Origin of the sequence: Aporhodopirellula sallentina SM41 (assembly GCF_000346505.1) — a bacterium.
GTDB classification, from domain to species: Bacteria; Planctomycetota; Planctomycetia; order Pirellulales; family Pirellulaceae; genus Rhodopirellula; species Rhodopirellula sallentina.
In genome coordinates this window covers 1-22,974 of the sequence record NZ_ANOH01000060.1, presented here as the reverse complement: position 1 = coordinate 22,974, position 22,974 = coordinate 1, and the positions used below count along the sequence as shown (strand labels likewise).

The 22,974-nt window shown below is 58.1% G+C and carries 17 protein-coding genes; 8 read left to right on the top strand and 9 right to left on the bottom strand.

Annotation, left to right across the window (positions count from 1 at the left end):
• Nucleotides 1–392 precede the first annotated feature (392 nt).
• The 4 genes from guaA to RSSM_RS03255 all read left to right on the top strand — a co-directional run bounded on the left by guaA (nt 393) and on the right by RSSM_RS03255 (nt 9,216).
• Entirely contained in the window at nt 393–2,027 is a 1,635-nt protein-coding gene (guaA, locus tag RSSM_RS03270) for a glutamine-hydrolyzing GMP synthase (protein ID WP_008674438.1), read from the top strand.
• Nucleotides 2,028–2,369: 342 nt separating this feature from the next.
• A complete protein-coding gene (gene ettA, locus RSSM_RS03265) occupies nt 2,370–4,049 on the top strand; it encodes an energy-dependent translational throttle protein EttA (protein ID WP_008674434.1) in 1,680 nt (559 codons plus the stop codon).
• A 320-nt stretch (nt 4,050–4,369) separates the two neighbouring features.
• Nucleotides 4,370–4,741 carry a hypothetical protein gene (locus RSSM_RS03260; RefSeq protein WP_008674431.1) on the top strand — a complete coding sequence of 124 codons (372 nt, stop codon included), beginning with the start codon at nt 4,370–4,372 and terminating at the stop codon, nt 4,739–4,741.
• An 86-nt stretch (nt 4,742–4,827) separates the two neighbouring features.
• The gene (locus tag RSSM_RS03255; protein WP_008674429.1) at nt 4,828–9,216 is read left to right on the top strand and encodes a hypothetical protein; all 4,389 of its coding nucleotides are present in this window, start codon (nt 4,828–4,830) and stop codon (nt 9,214–9,216) included.
• A gap of 264 nt (nt 9,217–9,480) precedes the next feature.
• Here the strand turns inward: RSSM_RS03255 and RSSM_RS03250 are convergent, their stop codons facing one another.
• Nucleotides 9,481–11,118 carry a serine/threonine-protein kinase gene (locus RSSM_RS03250; protein ID WP_008674427.1) on the bottom strand — a complete coding sequence of 546 codons (1,638 nt, stop codon included), beginning with the start codon at nt 11,116–11,118 and terminating at the stop codon, nt 9,481–9,483.
• Nucleotides 11,119–11,292: 174 nt separating this feature from the next.
• On the opposite strand from RSSM_RS03250, the gene RSSM_RS03245 reads away from it, so the two are divergent.
• On the top strand, nt 11,293–11,490 hold the full coding sequence (locus RSSM_RS03245) for a hypothetical protein (RefSeq protein ID WP_044300849.1): 198 nt from the start codon (nt 11,293–11,295) through the stop codon (nt 11,488–11,490).
• Nucleotides 11,491–11,604: 114 nt separating this feature from the next.
• Here RSSM_RS03245 and RSSM_RS03240 read toward each other — a convergent pair whose 3' ends face one another.
• The 4 genes from RSSM_RS03240 to RSSM_RS03225 all read right to left on the bottom strand — a co-directional run bounded on the left by RSSM_RS03240 (nt 11,605) and on the right by RSSM_RS03225 (nt 15,372).
• Nucleotides 11,605–12,159, bottom strand: coding sequence for a DUF2760 domain-containing protein (locus tag RSSM_RS03240; protein ID WP_008674424.1), 555 nt, complete (start codon nt 12,157–12,159; stop codon nt 11,605–11,607).
• A gap of 133 nt (nt 12,160–12,292) precedes the next feature.
• A complete protein-coding gene (locus RSSM_RS03235; RefSeq protein WP_008674423.1) occupies nt 12,293–13,588 on the bottom strand; it encodes an aminotransferase class I/II-fold pyridoxal phosphate-dependent enzyme in 1,296 nt (431 codons plus the stop codon).
• A 237-nt stretch (nt 13,589–13,825) separates the two neighbouring features.
• Nucleotides 13,826–14,296, bottom strand: coding sequence for a DUF2752 domain-containing protein (locus tag RSSM_RS32250; RefSeq protein WP_008674421.1), 471 nt, complete (start codon nt 14,294–14,296; stop codon nt 13,826–13,828).
• Between the two features lie 134 nt (nt 14,297–14,430).
• Nucleotides 14,431–15,372, bottom strand: coding sequence for a 7-carboxy-7-deazaguanine synthase QueE (locus RSSM_RS03225; protein WP_236620907.1), 942 nt, complete (start codon nt 15,370–15,372; stop codon nt 14,431–14,433).
• A gap of 28 nt (nt 15,373–15,400) precedes the next feature.
• Here RSSM_RS03225 and queF point away from each other — a divergent pair, with 28 nt between their 5' ends.
• The gene (queF, locus tag RSSM_RS03220) at nt 15,401–15,775 is read left to right on the top strand and encodes a preQ(1) synthase (protein WP_008674418.1); all 375 of its coding nucleotides are present in this window, start codon (nt 15,401–15,403) and stop codon (nt 15,773–15,775) included.
• A 99-nt stretch (nt 15,776–15,874) separates the two neighbouring features.
• Here queF and RSSM_RS03215 read toward each other — a convergent pair whose 3' ends face one another.
• Nucleotides 15,875–17,056, bottom strand: coding sequence for a cysteine desulfurase family protein (locus RSSM_RS03215; RefSeq protein WP_008674416.1), 1,182 nt, complete (start codon nt 17,054–17,056; stop codon nt 15,875–15,877).
• A gap of 85 nt (nt 17,057–17,141) precedes the next feature.
• Nucleotides 17,142–17,654: an SET domain-containing protein gene (locus RSSM_RS03210; protein ID WP_008674414.1), complete on the bottom strand. Its 513-nt coding sequence runs from the start codon at nt 17,652–17,654 to the stop codon at nt 17,142–17,144.
• A 475-nt stretch (nt 17,655–18,129) separates the two neighbouring features.
• Between RSSM_RS03210 and RSSM_RS03200 the strand changes: the two genes are divergently transcribed.
• Nucleotides 18,130–18,945 carry a sugar phosphate isomerase/epimerase family protein gene (locus RSSM_RS03200; protein WP_044300844.1) on the top strand — a complete coding sequence of 272 codons (816 nt, stop codon included), beginning with the start codon at nt 18,130–18,132 and terminating at the stop codon, nt 18,943–18,945.
• An 80-nt stretch (nt 18,946–19,025) separates the two neighbouring features.
• Here the strand turns inward: RSSM_RS03200 and RSSM_RS03195 are convergent, their stop codons facing one another.
• A complete protein-coding gene (locus RSSM_RS03195) occupies nt 19,026–21,548 on the bottom strand; it encodes an efflux RND transporter permease subunit (protein ID WP_236620906.1) in 2,523 nt (840 codons plus the stop codon).
• Nucleotides 21,514–22,164, bottom strand: coding sequence for a signal peptidase II (locus tag RSSM_RS03190; RefSeq protein WP_008674406.1), 651 nt, complete (start codon nt 22,162–22,164; stop codon nt 21,514–21,516). The genes RSSM_RS03195 and RSSM_RS03190 overlap by 35 nt, the downstream gene beginning before the upstream one ends.
• 408 nt (nt 22,165–22,572) lie before the next feature.
• On the opposite strand from RSSM_RS03190, the gene RSSM_RS03185 reads away from it, so the two are divergent.
• Nucleotides 22,573–22,974, top strand: a 402-nt coding sequence (locus tag RSSM_RS03185) for a sulfatase-like hydrolase/transferase (protein WP_144059535.1), incomplete at its 3' end; no start/stop codon positions are given.

The window sequence follows — 22,974 nt, the reverse complement described above, 5'->3', positions numbered from 1 at the left end:
TGGACAGGGCGCAGTCGGATGCGTCGGCGGATGGAAACGATGCGGCGGAAAAGGCTTGGCATGGGGACCCGTCAAACGGTGGCAGTGAGACAATGGCAGTGAAATCGAGCGTGGTCGCAAGAAATGCGGCGTCCGCGAGCGGCGAAAAGAAGTCCGGGGAACGTCACATTCTAAACCGCAAACGCATCACCGCACAAAATGAACTCGCTCGCGGAAGTTCGAGGGGCGGCGAAGAACGCCTCGGCGGCCGCGGTTTGTCGGAAAGGTCGCACCTCGGCCGGAAAACACTCGCATTGGCCGGGAAAACACGAGGGCGGCTAGCCCCTTGGGCATTTTGCAAACTGCTTCTAAACTGCTGAATTGGCCCGCACCGCAGAATTTCGGCGAATCCGATGAGCAACCGCGAAACGACCGCAGCTTCCTCTCCTGATCCATCCTCTTCTTCGGCACCGTCGACTCAGTCCGGCGATTCGGACGCGGCGGTTTTGACCGACCAGCGAATCTTGGTGCTGGATTTCGGCTCGCAATACGCACAGCTAATCGCACGACGCGTGCGAGAACAGCATGTGTACTGCCAGATCGTCCGCCACGACATTACGGCCGAACGGATCGCCGAGTTGGCGCCACGCGGTGTGATCCTCTCCGGCGGCCCGAACAGTGTTTACGAAGAAGGCGCGCCGCAGATCGATCCGGCAATCTTTGATCTCGATATCCCAGTGTTGGGGATTTGCTACGGGATGCAGGTCGCCTGCCAAGCCCTCGGCGGGAAAGTCGCCAACACGCCGAGCCGTGAATTCGGACGGGCGATGTGCGATTTCCTCGACCACGATTCGATCTTCCGCGGGATGAAAGATTCCGAGCAGGTCTGGATGAGCCACGGTGATCAGGTGTCCGAGATCGCCGACGATTTCACTGTGATGGCCCGAACATCGACGTGCCCGTATGCCGCGATTCGGCACAACACTCGGCCTGTCTACGCGATGCAGTTTCACCCTGAGGTCACGCACACACCGCATGGCGGCCAAATCCTGCATAACTTCGTTCGTGAAGTTTGCGGCTGTGACGGCACGTGGCGTTTGGGCGATTTTGCTGACGCGGCGGTACAACGGATCCGCAAACAGGTCGGCGACAAACGTGTGATCTGTGGTTTGTCCGGCGGTGTCGATTCGTCGGTGGTCGCGGCGTTGTTGTACAAAGCGATCGGACCGCAACTTTCATGCATCCTGGTCGACAACGGCATGCTGCGGAAGAACGAACAGAAGATCGTGATTGAGGAGTTCTCCAATCATTTCAAGACCGACCTGCACGTGGTCGACGCGGAAGATCAATTCCTTGGCGATCTCGCGGGAGTGACCGAACCGCAAGAGAAACGGCGGCGGATCGGGTATGCGTTCATCGAATGTTTCAAAGCCGAAGCGACGAAGATCGAAGACGCCCATTTCCTCGCGCAGGGGACGTTGTATCCCGATGTGATTGAAAGCGGGGCGGACAAAGATGGCCCGGCCGCGACGATTAAACTTCATCACAATGTCGGCGGCCTGCCGGAGGAACTCGGGTTCGAGTTGATCGAACCGCTGCGGGATCTGTTCAAGGATGAGGTCCGCCGTTTGGGGTTGGAACTCGGCCTGCCCGAGCAACTCGTTTGGCGACACCCGTTCCCCGGTCCGGGCTTGGCGGTTCGGTGCCTCGGCGAAGTTACTCGCGAGAAATTGGTTGTCCTGCGAGAAGCCGACGCGATCGTGGTCGAGGAAATCGAGAACGCCGGATTGTATCGGGAGACCTCTCAGGCCTTCGCGGTCTTGCTGCCGGTGCAAAGTGTTGGGGTGATGGGCGACGCCCGAACCTACGACAATGCGGTCGCCGTTCGGTGCGTGAACACGGACGATTTCATGACTGCCGATTGGAGTCACCTGCCGTACGATTTGCTCGCCCGAATCAGTACCCGGATCATCAACGAGGTCAAAGGTGTCAACCGTGTTTGTTACGACATCAGTAGCAAGCCGCCGGCCACGATCGAGTGGGAGTAGACACCCGACCGGGCGCAGACTCGGCGACGGCGAGGCCGCGACGGAGACGACAAACCTCATCGGTGAGGCCAGAAACTCAGTCGGCGAGGCCAGAACTCAATCGGCGAGCTCAGAACTTAATCGGCGAGCCCAGCCGAACGGGGCCCTGCCCTTGTCGCAACGGGAAGGTTCGACCCGGCGGCCGGGCGAGTGGCTCGCTCTGCGAATTGACTATTTCTCTTTGAATCAAATTCTCATTTGTAATCGAGGCAAATTTGCAATCGAGGCAAATGAGGTCTTCGCATAAAATCGCGAGCGAAGACGCTTTCCTGCATCTCTCCTTCAGACCATTGAAAATTTCCTATGGCCGGACAATTCATCTACCAAATCATTGACCTGACGAAGAAGCACGGTCAGAAAAAGGTACTCGAGAACGTCAATCTCGCTTTCTACCCAGGTGCCAAAATCGGCGTTCTCGGACCCAACGGGGCCGGGAAATCGACATTGTTGAAGATCATGGCCGGGGCCGATACCGAGTTCGAAGGTACCGCCCGTTTGGGTAAAGGCTTCACCGTTGGCTATCTCGAACAAGAGCCGCCGCTCGACCCGACTAAGACCGTTTTCGAAAACGTCCAAGTCGCCGTCGCCGAACGCCAGAAGGTGATCGACCGGTTCAACGAGATCAGTGGTCTGCTCGGCGAAGTCACCGATGACGAGGAAATGACCAAGCTCTGCGACGAGATGGCGGTCCTCCAAGATGTCATCGATGCGAACAACCTTTGGGAATTGGATCGGTTCGTTGAGATGTCGATGGCGGTGATGAATCTGCCGCCGGGTGACTCGGCGATTACCAACCTGTCCGGTGGTGAGAAACGCCGTGTCGCCTTGTGTCAGTTGTTGATCCGGCAACCCGATCTGTTGTTGCTCGACGAACCGACCAACCACCTCGATGCCGAGAGCGTTTCGTGGCTCGAGCAACACTTGGCGAACTACCCGGGGACCGTTGTCGCGGTGACGCACGATCGATACTTCCTCGACAACGTCGCCCAGTGGATTCTCGAAGTGGATCGCGGTCGCGGTATTCCGTTCGAAGGCAACTACACCGCATGGTTGGAGGCCCGCGCTAAACGGATGGCACTGGAAGAACGCCAGCAGAAGGCACGCGAGAAGAACCTCGCTCGCGAACTCGAGTGGATTCGCATGAGCCCGAAGGCTCGCCAAGCGAAATCGAAGGCGCGGATCAAGTCATACGAAGAAATGTCAGCGGAGACTTTCGAGGACCGCCCCGACGAATTGGAGATTCAAATCCCATCGGGTAAACACCTCGGTTCGCTCGTGATCGAAGCCGAGAAAGTCAACAAAGCATTCGGCGACAAGACGTTGATGAAGGACATGTCGTTCCGTCTGCCACCGGGTGGGATCGTTGGGATCATCGGTCCCAACGGTGCCGGCAAAACGACTTTGTTCAAAATGTTGACCGGGCAAGAGCCTGTCGATTCAGGAAAGATCAAAGTCGGTGAGACCGTTGATTTGGGATACGTCGATCAGTCTCGCGACAAGCTCGATCCGAACAAGACGATCTACCAGGAAATCAGTGGGGGGCACGACATGATCGAGATGGGCGGACGAGAAATCCATGCCCGTTCCTATGTGTCGCGTTTCAATTTCAAAGGCCCTGACCAAGAGAAAAAGGTGGGGATCCTTTCCGGTGGGGAACGTAACCGGGTGCACTTGGCGTCGCTGCTGCGGAAGGGATGCAACGTGCTGTTGCTCGACGAACCGACCAATGACCTCGATGTCGACACGCTCCGAGCGCTCGAGGAAGCGATCGCGAGTTTTGCCGGGTGTGTCGTTGTGACCTCGCACGACCGTTGGTTCCTCGATCGTTTGGCAACGCACATTTTGGCGTTTGAAGGTGACGGCAAAGTCGTGTGGTGTGAAGGAAACTTTGACACCTACGAACGCAACCGTCGCGAACGGATGGGTGAAGATGCCGACGACGATTCGCCTCGCACGCGGTACAAAAGCATCCACGCCGGCTAGAGCATTTTGAGAAAGGATGTCGCACGCAGGGCCGGTTGATACCGGCCGATTCGGATTCGTCCGTTGGGAACCGGACCTGCATGATTTGCAAGGTGGTGGTGATCGAAGCGGCTCGGTTCGTTCGGTCGCCGTGACCGAAATGTAGCGATGAGGGCCCGACCAATCGTCCCATGGCGAGTGCCAATGGGGTTTGATCGTTCAGAGCCCCTCGTTAAATAATTCAAATGCGATAAAACATGGGGGTGCATGCCGACGCGCCTCCGTGGTTGCGTCGCATTTGATTTCATTCTCTGATCACAGAACCCAAGGTAATCGACACGATGACGATCCTGCGAGTCGGCCCCAACGAAAAGTACAACGACGGTTGGGAGGCTGCCTTTGGTGGCGGAGCTGCCAAAAAATTCAAGAAGCAATCCAAGAAAGCCACGAAAAAGGCTTCCAAGAAATCGGTGAAGAAGGCCGCTAAGAAGTCGACCAAAAAGACGGCCAAGTCTGCAAAGGTCTCCAAGCGTGCGACCGCCAAGCCGGCGAAGAAAGCCGTCAAAAAATCGGCGAAGAAGTCGGTCAAGAAATCAGTGAAGAAGTCCGCGAAGAAAGCGACGAAGAAGTCGGTCAAGAAGAGCGTCAAAAAGGCCGCTAAGAAGACTTCGAAAAAAGGTGTCAAGAAATCGGTCAAGCGGAAACGCGGCTAAGCCGACCGCTGAACCTCATCGGAGCGGTTACCTTTTTCTTGCTCCTCGGATCTCTCTCTAGTGGCTCATCGGGTGTTAGTTGAATCATGTCCTCCAATCCTCATAGCGAACGTCCGCAGGACTCGCCTCGCCGTGGGGAATTGGGGGCTGAGAAGCGAACCGGTTCTGCGCTGCGTGGCATCCTAGCGGGTGGAGATTTCGAAGCCTCATGGCGGGCCGCTCTCGAAGGCCCGTCCGAGGAAGGGCGAGAAGCACTGCAGAGCCTTCTCGGTTATCTGACGTTCTCGTCGGGCTCCGCCGCGCCGGCAATTCTGAAAGCGTGGAATCGGGTACACGACGAGGCCGCCGGGGGCGATGTGCTGTCGGGGCCGCCACCGTTTCTGATCATTCGCCACTGGTTGGAAGAAACGACAGAGAAACTTTCGGGCGAGTCCTCGGCGTTTGCGGACGTCGCGCGTCCACGCACCGTGATTCGGTTGTTGTGGTCCAAGTTCCTTCCGGCGTATTTGGACTTTCACCGGGACCTGTTGTTTCATCTCGAACCGGAGGTGATTTTCAACGGTTTCTTTTTGGCCCGGTGTGCGGAGGCCATCCTCGAGCATCTCGGGGACCGGTCTTCGATCGATGATGAGAACGCTCTCGTTGATCGTGTGATCACGCAGCTCAATGACTATGTCGGCTATCGGCCGGTGGCGGTTCTCGAGAACCGAACGTGCCAACCCTACGCGCATGAGTTTGTCCGTCCGATTCCGGTGATGATTCACGACGCGGGGATCTCGGCGGGGCCGTATCGCGAGTTGATTCGTCGTGCCCTCAAAGCGATCACCGAGGCGCCGGAGGACATCCTGCGTGCCGCCGCAATGGACCCCAATCAAATCCGCGAGCTTTGCTTGGATCCGAGGGCGTATGACTTTGACCATCCGGTGAACCGTCGGCCGAATTATCACTTTGGTGGTTGGGACGAGCGGTCGATCGATAGCGACGGACGCTACGACCGATTCATCCTTCGTAGTGTTACGTTGGATTCGCTGCTCAAACGCCTCGAGGAAACGCCAGATTTGCCGCGTGAGGAACTACTTGATGAGGCGGCATCGGTTCTCGCGGGCACGATGCTGATGGCATCGGGTGTGTCGGGTTGGGGGCCGGGGGCTTATTCAAGTGACGTGACGCTGCGTTCGCTGATGGTTCCGATCGCGAACTACCGCGACGAGTTTTACCGTTGGCGAATTTCGCAAATCGGCGGTGCCCATGGCGAGCGACTTTTGGCGGAGTCGGAAACGCGTCATCAACCGTTCGGTGCCGCCCGCCAGCACCTCAATGCCTCCTTGGCACGCAGTCGCGCGGTGCAGTTGCAACACGTGCAGCTCGCCCGGATCTACGCCCGGATGGGATACCCCGATTCGGCGGCAAAGCAGGCAGATGTTGTGTCGGCGGCATCGGCTCGTTTGATGTGCCGGATCGACTGCGGCATGACGCTTGGTTTGCGGGCCCTACGGGCGGGAAAGTTGGAGACCGCGATCGAGGTCCCCGAAGCGACGTTTGATCTGATTCGCCGGGCGATCGAATGCGGCGGGTTGATGGATCCGTGGGATATTCTGGGCTTCACCGGTAACTTCAGTTTGTATCCCGGGATCGAGAACACGATCCACGACTCACGGCTCGATGAGTTGCTGTTCATCATCGAGAGTTTGTTCGGTTATATCGCTCGCGTATGGAGTGAAGCGGCGGCGCGAGATGACGAGGCGGCGTACGATCGTATGGATCAACAGTACCGCGAAATTGCTCAGTGGTGGCGGACATTCGCTGCCCATACGGTCGAGTCGGTCGAGGCGGCCGATCCATGGGAATCGTATGAGTCAGCTCGGTTGGTGGCCCAGGCTCTTCGGCTCTGGCATCGAGGCGGCGCGCGTCACGGTGACATCGCGTTTTGGGCCCCACACGCCGAGTTGTTCGATTCACCGCGGGCGTACATGTTGGTGATCTCCGCGTTGCTCGAGCGCAAAGACTTTGTTCCGGCCCAGGCGTTGTTGATCCATTGGCTCGGGCAGGCGGACCGGGTGGGGCTGCGTAGCGGCGCGAGTTCGTTGCCGCGGCTCGCCGAGCGATGGCTACTGCAGTTGCGGGCTCATATGCGAGACGTCCCTGCCGAGTTGTGGCCACGGGTCAATAAGTTCTTCGATTATCTCGAGGCTAATGCGGAGTCGTTTTGGTCGGCGCCTGAATTCGAGGTCGGCGACTCGTCCGTGACGGGCCACTCGGCCGACGATTGGAAGCAGGAACTCGCTAGCGCGACTGACGACTTGTTTCCATCCGACGAGGAGGAGGATTCCGACGAAGGGCTGTTCGACGCCGCCTACGAAGGAATGATCTACCGCGACACAACCGACGACGGAAACGAAGGAGCGATCTTCGACACGTCGGGGGAAACCGAAAGCGTGGACGAACTCGAGACGGAAGTGAAACGTCTCGGCGATCGTCTCGATTTTTTGCAAGCGCTCGCACGCATGTGGGCCGTGGGGGCGGATGTCGCGATCACGCACCAACAGATCGACAGTGACCAAGCGGGCGCGGCGAGCAGTAGCGTTGACGCCGAAGGCCTGCTGCGTGATCAGCGTGAACAGCAAATTGAATCGCTGCAGGCGTGGGCGCGACGTGCGGTCGAGAATCGAATCGGTTTGTTGAAACTGCTCAGCGACGTGCGAGCCTACAAGATCAAACCTGCCGGCACGGACAACGAGTCGATGCGAACGTATGACCGTCGCCGCGTATTGCGTGACGGTTTGATGGAACGTGTGATCGAGACCGCCGTCGAAATGTCCGATGCCCGCCGTTTGATCAGCAGTGCGTTGTGTGCGTTGCAGGGTGAGTTGTCGGAGGATCTTGGCGAAGAATTCCTCGAAGATGACGTCGGGGCGATTGAGCTGTTTGCCGCTCTGATCGCTGGCGATTCCAAGCGTGCGCGAGCTGCGTTTCCTGGATTCGTCGAGTCGATTCTGCAACGGAATTTGTTGTACATTCCGCTCTCGCGAGGCGGTGACCCGGTCAAGATCTACGTGGCTCGGCTTCGTGAGCGAGTGCTCCGCCATCTGCTTCACTGGATGCCGCGGCGGGGGCTGATCACCGAAACATGCCGGCTGATCGAGACGGCACGGCAGATGGAACAGCGCAACCCGATCGGTGCGGGAGCGGTGACCGAATTTGATGGACTGTATCGAGCCGGTTACCGTTCGTTGGTCGGTTCGTTCTCCGAATCCGTGCTGCATTTTACCTCGCAAAAGAAGCCCGCTGAATCGTCTGAAAAGGGGACAGGCAGCGATGTGGAGGATGGAGCGGGAGGCGATGCCGAGACGTTCGATTCGCCGTCGCTTTCTTCGCCCAAGGCGTGGTCGGATAATGAAACGCATGCGGAGTCAGACGCCGATGGGCGGCAGTTGACTGCGACGGACCAACATTTGGTTTCGCAGACGCTGATTCCTTTGCTCGAAAAATTGACCGAAGTGATGCTGGGCAGTTGGCTCGCGCACAGTCAAACGTTGCGTCTTTCGCCACTCGAATCGGTTAGCGACGGTGCGAAGTGGAAACGATTGGTTCAGTTCATTAAAGCGTTTGGTGACCCGCTTTTCACACAGGGGTTTTTGCAGCTCAGCAATATTCGTGCGGTCTTGCACCAAGGCGTCGAGGGGTGGCTCGGCCGGGCGCTCGAGGACGGCGACGACCTGCTCGATGATACCGAGTTGATGCGGGCAATCACTGAAGGACGGATCGACATCAACGAGGCCGCTCAGTGTGTGACGTTGGTGTTCGAAGCGTTGATGGACCATCACGCGGAGTATCAAGACTACAACAGCACGACGACGCAGAGTGATCGTGGCGAGATGATCTACACGTTCTTGGACTTCCTGCGATTGCGTTCTCGCTACGAACGCGTGGCGTGGAATCTGAAGCCGATCATGTGGACGCACCAAGTCCTCGTACGCATGGGACTCGACGAGGCGGCGTTGGCGTGGCGACACAGTTTGAATGAACGGATCTCGACCGAAGCCGATCTCTACGTTAAACGATTGCGAGATTTGCAGAAGCGTTATTCGATGCGGATGCCCACGGTGGCGGACCGGCTGGAAGAACGTTTCGTGCAGCCGATGACGATCGATCGCATGCGTGCCTTCATTGCCCCGGCGATGGCCGACGCGGAGGCAAACCGCGATCACAGCGCCGCGTTTGAAATGCTCGAAAAAGAAGCGGAGTTGTTGTCGCAGAATCCGGTCGGCGTTGGGCTGGATTTGCCACCATGGCTCAGTGCTCTCGACAAAGAAATCGAGAAGATCGGCAAACGTAATCTGGTGAGCGAAATTGATCTTCAGGACCTCATCACGATCCCGGTCAGCCCGCTCGCTCTCGATGAACTACGCACGCAACTCGCGACCGCATCGACACAGGGGCGGCGTCTGCCGCACATGCGACGCAAATCGAAATAACGTTGTCGTTTGGATGGCTTGGTGTCGCGAGCATCCGCTGCATGGGAGCGCTTTGGGGGTTGAAGTGTCCGACCCTTGTAGCTGGATTCGCCTGAATTCAGGCCACCGAAGTCTGGCGACATCGGTTACGTCATTCTTGAAGATGCTTGGGGATTCCGATGCCGTTTGGTGTTCGGGTTGGCGGTAGTGGGTCTTGTCAAAGATCCTGCTGCACGAGGGTCTTTAACAAGATCCACTGCCGGAAAATGGAGCTGAAATAAGCGGCTAGGACGAGCCGGTTTCGCTCGCGCTGAGACGTGATCGGAAGTTGCCTATGTTCGGTTTGCGGCGGCGTGTGTGGCGTGCCCAAAACGTTCCGATTTGCAGCAGCCATCCGAAGAAACTGATCAACGCGATGAGCGAGATCGCTTGTGCGTCGTCGTTGAGCCATAAAGGCAGGCTGGCGAATGCGACGAGTAACGGCACGTTGGCTACTTCAAACCAAAACCCTTTCTTTAGGATCATGCATCCGACCGCGATCCAGAAAATCGCCCACGGAAGGAATACGGCAGACGAGAGTTGGTAGCCATCGGATGCTGTCGAGCCGAGTGCGTCACCGGCGATGAAGAAAATCCAGGTCATGGGCGTGACGATGAAGTACGTGCCTAGCATTTCCGTTGCGTGCGAGGGATACCATTTGATGAACCGTTCGATCGGTGTAGGAGGGCGAGCTGCGATGGGTTCGTAGTTCACAAAACGCAGCAGGTCGTCACGCAGATCGGCGGCGGTTTGGTATCGGTATTCGGGTTGCTTTTCCATGCATTTGAGAATGATCGTTTGCAGGTCCCGATCGACCGAGGCGTTGAGCCGCTGCGGTGGCGGTGGCGGATCGTTCATCACCTGCAGGAGCAGCATTTGCACGGTGCCTCGGAACGGTCGCTCTCCGGTGACCATCTCGTAAAGAATGACGCCGAGCGAATAGATGTCGCATCGCGAATCGGCTTCCCGACCGAGGCCCGCGGCTTGTTCCGGTGCCATGTAGGCGGCTGTGCCGAGGACGTCACCTTCCGATGTGACGTTGACTTCGTTTTGCATATCTTTGGCGAGTCCAAAGTCGGTCAAGTACGCTTTGCCGTCACTGTCGGTCAGGATGTTTCCTGGTTTGAGGTCGCGGTGAACGATGCCCTTCCCATGTGCATGGCTGAGCGCGTCGGCGAGATCGGCACAGACGGCGGCGGCTTCGATGCCAGAAAGTACGCGCTGTTCCTTTTTGACCTCCGCGAGACTGGGGCCGTCAATGAACTGCGAAACAATGACCGGGAGGTCGCCATCGATCAAGCAAATGTCGTAGACCGACACGATTCCGTCGTGGCTGAGCCTCGCGGCGGCCTGCGACTCACGCGTGAATCGTTCGCGGGCGGAACCTTTGAAGTATTTGGCGTGAGGGATTTTCAGTGCGACGGTGCGGCGGAGTTGTGTGTCATAGGCACGCCAAACGACGCCGAAGCCACCGTGGCCGAGTTCTTCTTTGAATTCAAACCGATCGTCTTTTCTCAGCGACAGCGGGATTGGTGGATCGACATCGAACGATATGTCTTCGTTGACGGTGTTCGGATTCCGAGTGACTTGGGTTTGTCTCGATTCGGGCGGCAGGGTGCGAACGGCCAGTTCGCGATAGGCGGTGTCGACGGCATCAACGTGAGTTGGGAATCGCTCGCGATAGAGGTTTGGATTTGGCAACTGCGAGTTTTTTTGTCGCCACCACAGTTCGATCAGCAGCAGTTCGACCAACGCTCCTTTCTCTTCGCCCTTGGTAATCTCCCGGAGGTAGGTCTCGATGGCGGGATGTTCTCCGTCGCGGCAGGCGGATTCAAACCGGTTGCACAGATCGTCGAGTTCGCTGCGTGAGTCGTGGTCGCTCATGAATATCGTTGCAACCGTCACAATCGTCCGGAACGAGGAGAAACTCGTTTGGAGGATCGGAAAAGCTGAGTGGTCGCCGGATCAAAAGGCGAAAAGGGAGCAAGAGTTGCGATAGCCCGACGACGTTCGCCGGTGTGAGGTTACTCCGCGAGATTTCTCCGCGAGGCAGTTATTATGAGTGCTATCCCAGCCCCCGTCCAACAAGTGCTGCAGGCTCGCCAGGACGCGACTCAGACCAAGATCGATACGGCGCTGTTAGGCAAGCAACTCGACGTGCAGGAAGCCACCGGGGACGCGATCAATCAGATGGTCCGCGAAGTTGTCGACGTTCAGAAACAACTTTCGAACGGACATATCGACGTTCGAGTCTAACGGGTTCTTGTTGCAAACCCGCGGACGTAGCCGAGCGTTGTTTGAGGCGGGTGCCGATATCCCGCCGGCAATGTGCGGCGTCGCCTATCGCGATAGTCGGTTCGCCTGGTCGCTTTAAGACGCGCTGACCTGAGCGGGCGCGATCACCTTGGCGTCGTCTTCGTCACCGCTCCACTGCGGCAACTCAATTGAGACCGCTTGCCATCCCGGGTGGACTACTTTTCCGGTCGTTTCTTCGGTGCCGGAGGATTCGCCGATCCAGCGATAACGGGCGGCCGAGGCGTCTGCGGGAACGGTGATGCTCTCATTCTCTTTGGCGTCGACGAGTTTCTCAATCTTTAAAATGCGATCGAGAGATTGCCGGCATTGTTTCAAACACGGCCGCGCCGCGGCGCCGACCTGCGCGTCTTGGTACTGATCGAGATCCTCTTGGATCAAATCGACCAGACGGGCGTCGCGTTGCAACGTTGCCAGCAAGGTGATCGCGGGGTTCTGCGTCGGTGCCAGTTTGCGGATCGGTTGCGTTTTCTTGCTCGATTCGCTCGGCGGCGCTTCGGCGGTTTCTAGACGCGGTTGTCCTTCGCCGTCGAGCGCGGTCGCCATGCGTTCGGCGGCGGCTGAATCGAAGAGTGCTTTCCAGAATGCTCGCAGTGCCAATCCCAAACGCATTGCGTTTCCCGATGTTAGTGAAGTTAGCTGAAGAGGAAGTCAAAGAGAAACGCGGCGTATGGGGCCGCGTTCCCAAGCGCGCCTGTCAGTTCGTCTCCAAAGCGACAAGGCGTTGTTCGCGTTGACCGTCGTGTTAGGTTCCGATCGGTTCGGAAGTAGGCTTCGATGCTGACAAGCATTTGCCGATGTGGCGAACGGCTTGACGCAGTCGGTGTTCGTTTTCAACGAGCGACATGCGGAGGTAGCCTTCACCGGCGGCGCCAAAACCGCTGCCGGGGCTGACGGCGACGTTGCCTTCTTCGAGCAATTTCATCGCGAAGTCCATCGTGCTCATTTGGCTTCGCCACGGCTCGGGGACTTCGGCCCAAACGAACATGCCGGCTTTCGGTGGAGTGACTTTCCATCCGAGCCGTCGCAAACCGTTCACCAACACGTCGCGGCGGCTTTGGTAGATTTCCGATTGCTGCAGCACGTTTGCTTCGGTGTCACGAAGCGCGACGATCGCGGCGATTTGGATCGCTTGGAACATGCCGTAGTCGTAGTAGCCTTTGATCGTGCCGAGGCCGCGAACCATTTCGGAGTTGCCCGCACAGAAGCCGACACGCCATCCGGCCATGTTGTAGCCTTTGCTCATCGTCGTGAACTCAACACCAACATCCTTTGCTCCCGGTGCGGCCAGGAAGCTCGGCGGGACGTATCCGTCGAAGGCCACGTCGGCGTAGGCAAAGTCATGAATGACCAGCAGCCCGTACTTCTTCGCCAAACGCACGACTTCGATAAAGAAGTCTGGCTCGATCACGGCGGACGACGGGTTGTGGGGATAGTTGACGATCAGGACCTTGGGCGTCGGCGTCAGGTTCTCGCAGGTGTACGCGACGTTGCTGAGGAATTTGTCCGGGTCGGCGACGTCCAGAGCGACGACGTTGCCCGATGCCAGAATGACGCCGTACATGTGAACGGGGAAGTATGGCGACGGAATGATCGCGGTATCCCCGGGGCCCATCAGGGCCAAGCACATGTGGGAGAAACCTTCTTTACTGCCGAGGCAGGAAATGATTTCCGATTCCGGATCGAGTCGCACGCCGTATTTGCGATAGTACTTGCTCGCCACTTCACGGCGCAGGTTGGCGATCCCGTTGGATTTGCTGTAGCCGTGGTTGGTGGGGTCGGCCGACGCGTCGTGCAGTTTTTGAATGACGACAGGATCCGGCGGGTCGGACGGGTTGCCCATGCCCAGGTCGATCACGTCATCGCCGGCGCGGCGTTTCTGATACAGCGAGTTGTTGATCCGGCCAAACATGTAGGGTGGCAAACGATCGACCCGCGAGGCGAACTTCACCTCGAAAGGATGAGGCACCGGGTCGGTTGTTGGGGAACCGATTGCCGGAGCATCGATGTTCGGCATATCGGGATCGAATTGGTCGCTCATGGCAGGTTGGGTTGGGACTCGAGAGTCAAACAAAGAGGTGTTTCGGGAAAAACCGCAGCCACAATCGGCCACGGTACCGCACCGGATGTCGGGATCCGCAGTATTGTCACACGTTTGGACGGGTTCGGTGTAGGGGGGAAAGACTCTATTTTTTGTCGAGTTTTCACCACTCCTGCGATGTTTCCCAGGAATATCGCGGCACTGAGACGCCGCAATGGGGCGGGATCCGACGACCGTCTACTGGCTCAGCCGCACGAACCAGTCGATGACGGTGATCCCGCCAACGGCGACGATCGCCCATCCGATGCGGTAAGTGGTCGGGTACTCCGGCACGCGTCCGGTCCAAAGCACTTTGGCGGCGATCGCGACGATCCCCACGGCTACGAACGCTAGACAGGCTCCGCCCGCATTGGTTCGCAGGCTCGCCCACCAATCCCCACGGGTCCAGTGACTCCAGGAAGTCGTCATGCCACAGGCCGGACATCGGATGCCGAACAGCACACGCATCGAACACGGCGGCAGGCCGAGTTGTTGGTGCGTGCCGAGGCCGTGCGTGGACGGAGATAGGGTGCGTGCGACCAACAGCGGCGTGACAAGACCGATGATCACCACGAAGGCCAGCAAACGCGGCCGTAGAAAACCTCGGTTCAAGGCGGCGCCGTTGTCGGGCGACACGCCCTCGGCCGACGGTGCGTCGCAATGATCCATTGATGCCTCGCAGGGCTCCGACGGCGCGTCGCAGGAATCCATTGATGGCTCGCAGGGAATTGCTTCGGCCAGGATTGGTTCAGGTTCGGGGCTGCGAGCGGGGGTTTCCGCCTCGGGGGGCTGCGAAGGCATCATCATGTCCCACGTCGATTGCCGTACCAGCGAATTTGCATTCGGTCGCAATACTGATAGCCCTGTTGGCTCGCCCAAGGAGTCAGCCATTTGGCGGCATCGTCGAGTTGTTCGACGCTGACGCCTTGGGGCATGATCCAAACGTCCGCGGCATCGATCCGCAGGTCCGTGACGACTTCTTCGATCTCGCCAAACTCTTCAGGGGAGTCGACAACAAATTTGACCTGGACCGCCGGCGAACGCTCGATCAGTGATCGCATGGTCGCCACCGGCATGCGGCGTTCCTCGTGTCGCCGTGACCATTTCGGGTGAGCCTCCGGATCGGGCCGGCTGGCTCGCAGTTTGGGGCTCAGCGAAAGCAGGTTGCAGGGGAAATCAACGTCGACCGTGCCGGCGGTTTCGACCGTCACGTGCATTCCCGCCTCGCGCAGAGCGGCAGCCAGTTCCGGGAACCCGGCTGCGACGAGAGGTTCGCCCCCGGTCAGTACGACGTGCCGGACCGCGATTGGGGCATTGGCTGGACCGGTCGCGTGTGCGGAATCGGGGTCGTCGATCGACCCGTCCGTGGGGAGGGCCGCGGCGTCCGGTGAAATGGATGATTCGACCGCGGCGTTGACCAGAGACTCGATCGACAGGCGATCGCCCTCGGGATTCCACGACGCGTAGGGCGTGTCGCAGAACCAACATCGCAGGTTGCAGCCGCTGGTACGGATGAAGAAGCTCGGCACACCGGTCAGACGTCCCTCACCTTGAAGGCTCGTGAACGTTTCGGCGATCCGCAGTCGTCGGTTTTGCGTGGCGGGGGAGGCGGAACGGGGCGTGGGGGTCGACGGTTCGCTAACGTGGTGCGGGCCGGCGCCGTTGTCGGCACAAGCCGTGGCCCCTTTTCGCAGCGATATGTCCGGGTACAACAACGCGGGCACGGCGTGTTCTCGTTCTTTCAATCTTTCGACCCGTTTGACCATCAATCTAGTGAATTCTAACCCTTCTGAGTTCCGAGATATTCTCGAAGTCTTCGACAATCCGGCCCCGCAACGCAATTTTACGATCGAGCATCACTGCCCCGAATTTACGTCGGTATGCCCGAAGACAGGCCAGCCCGATTACGGCACGATTGTTTTCACCTACGTTCCAGACAAAATCTGTGTGGAGCTGAAGAGCCTGAAAATGTATCTCCAGCGGTTTCGTAACGAAGGGATCTTCTACGAGGCCGTCACGAATCGGATTCTCGACGACTTTGTCGCCGTCGTCCAGCCTCGACGCGTCAAAGTCGAGAGCCGTTGGACACCTCGCGGTGGGCTCAACAGCAACATCATTGTCGAGTATCCCGAAGAGTCGTCAAAATAGACGGCAGTTCCGACTGCCTGGGGTCTCGAGCGGAAGTTCCTGGCCGGAAGGTGACGGGCGGGGCCTGGTGGGAGTGGTGGGCCTGGTGCGAGTAAGGGCTCAGGGAGACGCACACTCGCAGGCTTCCGCGATCAAGTCGACCGCTCGATCGATTTGTTCGCGGCTGGTGGTCCATCCGACCGAGAAACGCAGCGTTCTTCCGATTTGCCTGTCGGTTCGTCCGATCGACCGGAGCACCCGGGTGAACTCATCCGGCGGGCTTTCTGACATCGCCCGGGCGACAACGAGTTGCCGGGCTGCCTTTTGAATGCGTCTCGCCTCACAGCCCATTTCCACGGTGACCGTGTTGGGCAACCGGTTCGCGTTTTCGGACAGCACCGTGATCTGTCCATCGAGCGTCGAACGCAGGCCAGTAACGAGGCGGTCGCAGAGTTCCTCCAGCGTAGCCTGGGCTTCGTCGACGCACCGTGCGGTCAACGACGCGGCGGCGCCGAGGCCGACAATGCCGGGGACGTTTTCGCTGCCCGCTCGCAGACCCATCTCTCGTGATTCGCCGTAGGAGATCGGGTGCAGGTCCAAACCGCGGCGTACGAACAGCGCGCCGCAGCCTTTGGGGCCGTAGAACTTGTGTGCCGACAATGCGAGCGTGTCGACTCGCAACTGATTGACATCCATCGGCAGGCGGCCGACCGCGGCGGTGGCGTCACAGTGGACACGGATCCCATGGTTGTGACACCGGTCAGCCAGTTCACGGATCGGTTGAATCGTGCCCAGGATCGGATTGGCCAATTGCAAACAGACCAATCGCGTGGTGAGTTCAAAACGCGATTCGAAGTCTTCTACCGAAACGACGCCCTGGGAGTCGCAGGGGACGAAATCGACCTTCCACCCGAGATGTTGCAGGTGTTTGGCGGCGCAGATCACCGCGTCGTCTTCGATCTCGGCGACCAACGCGTGCGGCGGTGGGACGTCTCGATTGCACGGGTAGGAGGGGACCAGTTCGTGCGGTTCGCCTCCGGCGTGGCAGAGCATCGCGGCGCCGAGGACGCCGAGGTTGTTTGCTTCCGTTCCGCCGCTGGTAAAGACGACTTCGAACGGGTCGCAGCCGAGCAGCATCGACACGCCCTCGCGGGCCGTTTCGATCGCTTCGCTGACCGCCGAGGCATGCACATGGGACTGCGAAGGCAGCATGAAGTGCGTGGACCAGAAGGACTGCATCGACTCGATGACCGAGGGAGCCACGGGAGTCGTTCGGTTGAAGTCGAGGTAGATCAGCGACACGGGCGGTTGGTGATGCGGAATCGGAATGGGCGTCCTAGAGCCCCCAGGTTAACTCCGCCGCGTCTACTTTCCATCCGGTAGGGCCTCAACGAGGCTTCTTTTTTCGGTTCTTGGCCAGTCGCTTCATCTTTTTGACTTCGTCTTCGGCAACGACCCACCCGCGGCAGTTCCGCGACCCGCACTGGCATTTAGGGTTCCAGTCAAACGCTTCCCATGCGTAGTCAAATGTCAACTGCGTGTCGGCTTCGATATTGCAGATTGCGACAACGCCGAGTGAGGTTTTCGTCAACTGGACCAGTTCACAGTTGGGGCTGCAGGAGTGGTTCATGAACGCACCGGGCGTGCTGGGTTCGAGATACCACTTGGTATCGAGATCCATCACGTACTCGCTGCCCTCGTACTCCTTCTTGCTGATCAATTGGCCGGTGACTTCCATGACCAACTCGCCCGGGAGGAACTGACGGACGGCGTAAACCCCATAGCCGCATTTGCCGGTCGCACGCACTTCGACGTCGTCATCATAGTACGAACGATAGGAGTAGTCCTTGTCGACGACGGCTTGTAATTTTTTACGGCGTTGTTTGTCCAATGTTGTCATGCAACTTATCGAAGGGAGAAGCGGCGATTGCGAAATGCATGCCTGGAGTTGGAATTGCGAGCAGTGCCTGCGATCGAAATCGGTTGGTGCGCTTCGGTGTTTCAGGCGGTCTCCTCGTGGTGAAACGTTTCGTCTCGGAAACGCTCTAACGCGAAGGGCACTCGTCGCCTGAAACGGAACGGTTGATATTCAACAGTCCGTCGCGGGGGCATCGAACGTTTGGCGAACGTCCGAATCGCCAGGCCGATTTCGACAGCGGAATTGCTAGTTTCACTCAACGTTTGCCGAGCGTCAACGCAGCAAATTACGGAATTGACGAATTGGAGACTTCGAAAACAAATCTTTACACACGACGAACTTCTCGGCATACTCCCAACCATTGCACCGCCAAACGACTGCCGCTCGGATCGGAGCGGCTTTTTTTGTCGCGGCGGTGTTTCGGTCGTCGTTCCTTTCCCTGTCAATCGAATTGATAATGAACACCCTTGCGGTCAATCAGTTGTCGACGTTTCGGTGGGATTTGGAAGAGGACGCGCAGGCGTACGCGGCACACGGTTTTGCAGGCATTGGCCTGTTTCGTCCGAAACTCGATGACTTCGGCATCGAACGCTGCATCGAACTGCTCGCGGACGTGGAATTGTCCGTCACTTCGCTCAGTTGGGCGGGTGGTTTTACCGGCAGCGATGGTCGAGGTTTCGTCGATGCGATTCGCGATGCGATGACGGCCGTGACGGATGCGGCCAATCTGCGTGCTGATACGCTCGTTGTACTTGCCGGTGGTAGGAACAATCACATTCGACGACATGCACGTCGTACGTTGTGCGAAGCTCTCGCAAAAATCTCTGTCTTTGCAGAAGAATTCGGTGTTCGGATCGCGTTGGAGCCGTTTCATCCCGGGTGCGGTCACGAATGGTCTTTCGTCAACGACCTCGAGTCGACGATGCAGATCATCGAGATGGTCGGCAGTCCCAACTTAGGGTTGGTGCTAGATACGTATCACGTCGGGATGGACGATGACGTTTTGCAGTGGTTGCCCCACGTCTGCGATCACGTTCATCTGCTGCAACTCGGTGATGGGCGTCACAGCCCTCTTGGTGAAATGAACCGGTGTCTGCTCGGCGAAGGTTGTGTGCCGATCAACGAGATCGTCCACACGCTTCTCGAACATGGCTATCAAGGTCCGATCGAAGCGGAAGTGATCGGCGAAGATGTCGAGCCGCTCGAGTACGAGATGGTGCTCGATCATACTCGGCGCTACCTCGATCAATTGATCGAGTCCAAGGTTCATTGATCGCTAGGCGACAGTAACGAACTCTCCGGCGAATCATCCTCCCAACAGCGTTCGCTTCCTCTGTCCCGTATCAACCGCGTTTATTGCGGGTCGGTTGATCCGTTCTCCGGCAGACTCTGAGTTGCGTTTTCTTGTCGTCTTTCGAACCAAACCACCAAAGCCGGCAACAGTGTCAGGTTGGCCGCCGCGGAGATTGCCAACGTCGCGGCGACGAGCAGCCCGAACGTCGCCGTCGGTACAAACGGGCTGGTCACCAAGACGGCAAAGCCGATCACCAATGCTGCGCTCGCCAGCAAGATCGGTGCTCCAAGGTCAGCGGCCGACTCAACGGCGGCGTGTGACGTTGAATAGCCGGCCACCTTTCGTCGTTGGTAGCCGCTCAAGAAATGAATCGAACCATCGATCGACAATCCGATCGAGACCGCGCCAATGGTGGCTGACCCTAAATCGAGCTGTCCGCCAAAAATTCCCATTGCCGAAAGCACAATCAGTATGGGGAGTGTGTTGACGATCAGGGCCGCGACCGTCAGTGAGAACCGATAGGTCGCACCCCAGATCAGCAAACCGACCACAACGAGAGCGACCCCCAATGCTTTCCATTGGTCGCGGATCAGGCTCGCGACTAACCGGGACATCAGCACTGAGTAACCGGTAACAATCCTGCGGTCGGCTGCCGGTTCGTTATCACCGAATTGATGATCTATTCCTGCGGACCATTCCTGCACGGTGTCTCGTACTCGGCTCATTAGGGCTGCTTTCGCTTTGCCCGACAACGACTCGTTGCTGCGCAGCATGATGCGAAGGCTACGTGTCATCTCAAGGGAATCCGAAGGCGCGTCTGCCTGCTGCTCGACTGTATCGGGAAACGTCAACAGCGCTTCGGCAAAGGTCGGTATCGCCGCACGCATGCCTGCCAGGCGTACGTCAGGTGTGACGAATGAAAGCATCGTTACTTGCCGAGCGACTTCGTCCGCGTCTGCGAGGCTGAGTACTTTGCTCAGCCGTACGTTGGATGGATCCGTGGTGGAATCATTTGCGTTTTGTTCACCGTCCACCTTTAATTCGATCTTGCGAAGTTGGTCTTCTAGTTCACGAACACGTTCAAAGTAGGTCGGTGTGATTGTCGAGGGTGCGGGCAGGACGACATCCCAAACACCTGCCCCGCCGAGCCGTTCTTCGACACGCGCGTAGCTTTGTACGATAGAGCTGTCGCGTCGAAAGTTGTCGAGGAAGCTGGAGTTGGTTTCCAATCGCATGACATAGCCGAGCGTCACCAATAGGAACACGAGGGCTGTCACGCCCAATCCGAAGTGGTGTTTGACGCTCCGCATTGCCAAACGTCTGAGCAACGGTGACGTGGTGCCGTGGTCGTCCCCATTCGTTCGTGCAAAGCACAGATGCTTTTCAGGCAAACTCATCACCATCGGCGAGAACAACGCCAATGACACCAACACGCAGCATGCTGCGGTTGCGGTCATGAAACCGAATTCAATCACCGGTCGGACTTCCGAAACCATGAGTGCGGCAAAGCCCGCCGCGTCAGTCAAACAGGTGCACGTGATGGGGATCGCGAGTGCGGCGATCGCTGCGGTGATAGTCGATCCGGTTTGATGGCATCGAACCGCCAGGTGCATGATCGCGGCCACCACGACCACGGCTACCAATGCGAGCAAGATCGCCGAAACGAGTGACAGTTCGATACCCCAGAAGACCATGATGGAACGAGTCGCGACCGTTGACCAAACGATGCACGCCGCCGCGAGGATGACCACGCGAGCGTCTCGGAGCGTTAGCAGTATGACCACGCAAAGTAGGCCGATCGTTCCGATGGCGAGTCGTCGTCCGTCGGAAAGGATTAGGTCGAATGCGTCTTCAAGTAAGACCGGTTCCCCTACCAACATTGCTCGACGGGACGGCGGCATTTCATCTGCGATGCGGCGCAGTCGGGTGACGGTTTGACTCACGTCGGTTGTGCTTGTGACTGTGCTCGCGACTGTGCTTTCGTTCTCATCGGTCGGTTGTTGCAGCATGATGACGATGGCGGCGGTCGTTTCGTCGTTGCTGTGTGTGTAACCGGCGAAGAGATCGCGGAACTGCTCGGCGATGTTATCGTCAGGTTGAAACAACGCGATCGGTTTGTCCGTCGACGATCCCGCAAACGGCAAGGAGAATTCTGGACGAAGGTATCGAAACGCGTCTACCAGTTTGGCGACCGACAAGACGCCTTCCACGCCCTCGGTGGATTCGACCTGTTCGGTCCATTGGCGGTTGCGATGGAGTCCCTCGGCGGTCATCAACCGGTCGTCGTCGTAGACCAGCATGACAACTAGGTTGCCGCCGAATGTTGACTGGAGATGTTGGTAGTCGAGCAGGGCCTCGTCATCATCGGCGAACATCGCCGCGAGTGAACGATTCATCGTCAGCCCCGATTGGTAATACACCATCGGCAGAAAACACAGACAACCGACGAGGAGGCATAACACACGCATCCGCACGAGCCTGCTGGCGAAACGTGAGGCGGATTGAGCGAGCGGAGGGACGGCGGTCTGAGATGGCGGACGCGATTCGTTAATCTTCGTTGCTGCTTCCTTGTTTCGAATCATCTGCGGTCGAGGCGGGCAGCATGCTCGCCGGCGGGAAGAACACCGACTGGACAAACAGCATGATCGCTCCGGTTACCAACAACGAGTCTGCGATGTTGAAGTTCGGCCACTTCCATTGATCCGATGCCTGCCACAAAATCCAATCCCGCACCCCGCTGCTCCACGCCTCGGGATAGTCGGGTTGCCACCACATGCCCATTCGGTCGTACAGGTTCCCAATAATGCCACCGGTGATGCACCCGAGTGCAAAAGTCAGCCAGGCCGACTCGGCAGCACCGAACCAAAACAACCATATCAGGATGGCAATTAACGCGACCACGGAAATGGCAGCAAATATGAGCCCTTTGCCCGCGCCGATTCCAAACACCGCTCCGATGTTGACGGCCGTTTCGATTCCGAAATAGCCTTCGATGACCCAATAGACATCACGTTGGCCGGGCAGGCCTCGCCAATTGAAAACAGCGGCTTTCGACCACAGGTCAACCGCAGCACCGATGATCGCCAGGCAACCAAACAGCAGGATGCGTGATGGGTGGAATGCGGGGCGGGACGTGTTTTGCGGGATTGCCGAAGAGGAGTCGGCGCTACCCTGCGTTGTAGGCGAATTCGATGACATGGAGATAACAGGATTCGTCGAGCGAGAATTGGCTGACCAGCGATCGATCGCTTCCGCCGTCGCCTAAACTTTCAGTTTGACCGAATTTACGCAAGCCCACATCGAACGGGAACGCCGCAACATCAACCACCGTCCGCGTCCCGTCAAAACAGGGCCGATCACACCTCCGAAAACGCGGAACGACAATCTTTGCGGATTGTTGACAAAATGATGCCCCCTGCGTTTTCTGAGACTTCGCGGCGTCGTAGACTGTCGCCTCTGAGGGCCGCGCCACGCCATCCTACCTTCCCCTGATATGGCGTGATGTTGCGGAAGACACCTCGATCCTTCCTCGCATACCCTTCCTCACAACCTATTGCGGTGACAATTTTGTCTTTCAACAGAACTCTCTCGGTGTTGACCGAATCGATGTCCGCTCGGATCTCGATAGCGGGCGCGTTGTTATTCGTGGGGGCGATTGTCACGCCGATTCAGGCGGAGTCGCCACGTCCGAACATCGTATGGATTATGTCGGAAGACAACTCCAAACACTATCTCAAACACTTTGACATCCATGGTGTCTCGACTCCCGCGATTGAGTCGATGGCCAAACATGGCATCACATTCGACCGCGCGTTTTCGAATGCCCCGGTTTGCTCGACCGCGCGAACGACGCTCATCACGGGTTGCTACGGTCCACGGATTGGAACGCAGTATCATCGACGCAGTCGACTCGCCCCGATGCCTGAGGGTGTTGAGATGTTTCCGGTCTACCTGCGCGATGTCGGTTACTTCACGACAAACAGCAGCAAGACCGACTACAACGCACAA

What these genes read in the sequence shown, in the direction of transcription:
- RSSM_RS03195 (WP_236620906.1), bottom strand. Translation starts at nt 21,548, where the DNA reads ATGATTCGAAACAAGGAAGCAGCAACGAAGATTAACGAATCGCGTCCG.
- RSSM_RS03260 (WP_008674431.1), top strand. Translation starts at nt 4,370, where the DNA reads ATGACGATCCTGCGAGTCGGCCCCAACGAAAAGTACAACGACGGTTGG.
- RSSM_RS03250 (WP_008674427.1), bottom strand. Translation starts at nt 11,118, where the DNA reads ATGAGCGACCACGACTCACGCAGCGAACTCGACGATCTGTGCAACCGG.
- RSSM_RS03200 (WP_044300844.1), top strand. Translation starts at nt 18,130, where the DNA reads ATGAACACCCTTGCGGTCAATCAGTTGTCGACGTTTCGGTGGGATTTG.
- RSSM_RS03240 (WP_008674424.1), bottom strand. Translation starts at nt 12,159, where the DNA reads ATGCGTTTGGGATTGGCACTGCGAGCATTCTGGAAAGCACTCTTCGAT.
- ettA (WP_008674434.1), top strand. Translation starts at nt 2,370, where the DNA reads ATGGCCGGACAATTCATCTACCAAATCATTGACCTGACGAAGAAGCAC.
- RSSM_RS03190 (WP_008674406.1), bottom strand. Translation starts at nt 22,164, where the DNA reads ATGTCATCGAATTCGCCTACAACGCAGGGTAGCGCCGACTCCTCTTCG.
- RSSM_RS03245 (WP_044300849.1), top strand. Translation starts at nt 11,293, where the DNA reads ATGAGTGCTATCCCAGCCCCCGTCCAACAAGTGCTGCAGGCTCGCCAG.
- RSSM_RS03210 (WP_008674414.1), bottom strand. Translation starts at nt 17,654, where the DNA reads ATGACAACATTGGACAAACAACGCCGTAAAAAATTACAAGCCGTCGTC.
- RSSM_RS03255 (WP_008674429.1), top strand. Translation starts at nt 4,828, where the DNA reads ATGTCCTCCAATCCTCATAGCGAACGTCCGCAGGACTCGCCTCGCCGT.
- guaA (WP_008674438.1), top strand. Translation starts at nt 393, where the DNA reads ATGAGCAACCGCGAAACGACCGCAGCTTCCTCTCCTGATCCATCCTCT.
- RSSM_RS32250 (WP_008674421.1), bottom strand. Translation starts at nt 14,296, where the DNA reads ATGGATCATTGCGACGCACCGTCGGCCGAGGGCGTGTCGCCCGACAAC.
- RSSM_RS03235 (WP_008674423.1), bottom strand. Translation starts at nt 13,588, where the DNA reads ATGAGCGACCAATTCGATCCCGATATGCCGAACATCGATGCTCCGGCA.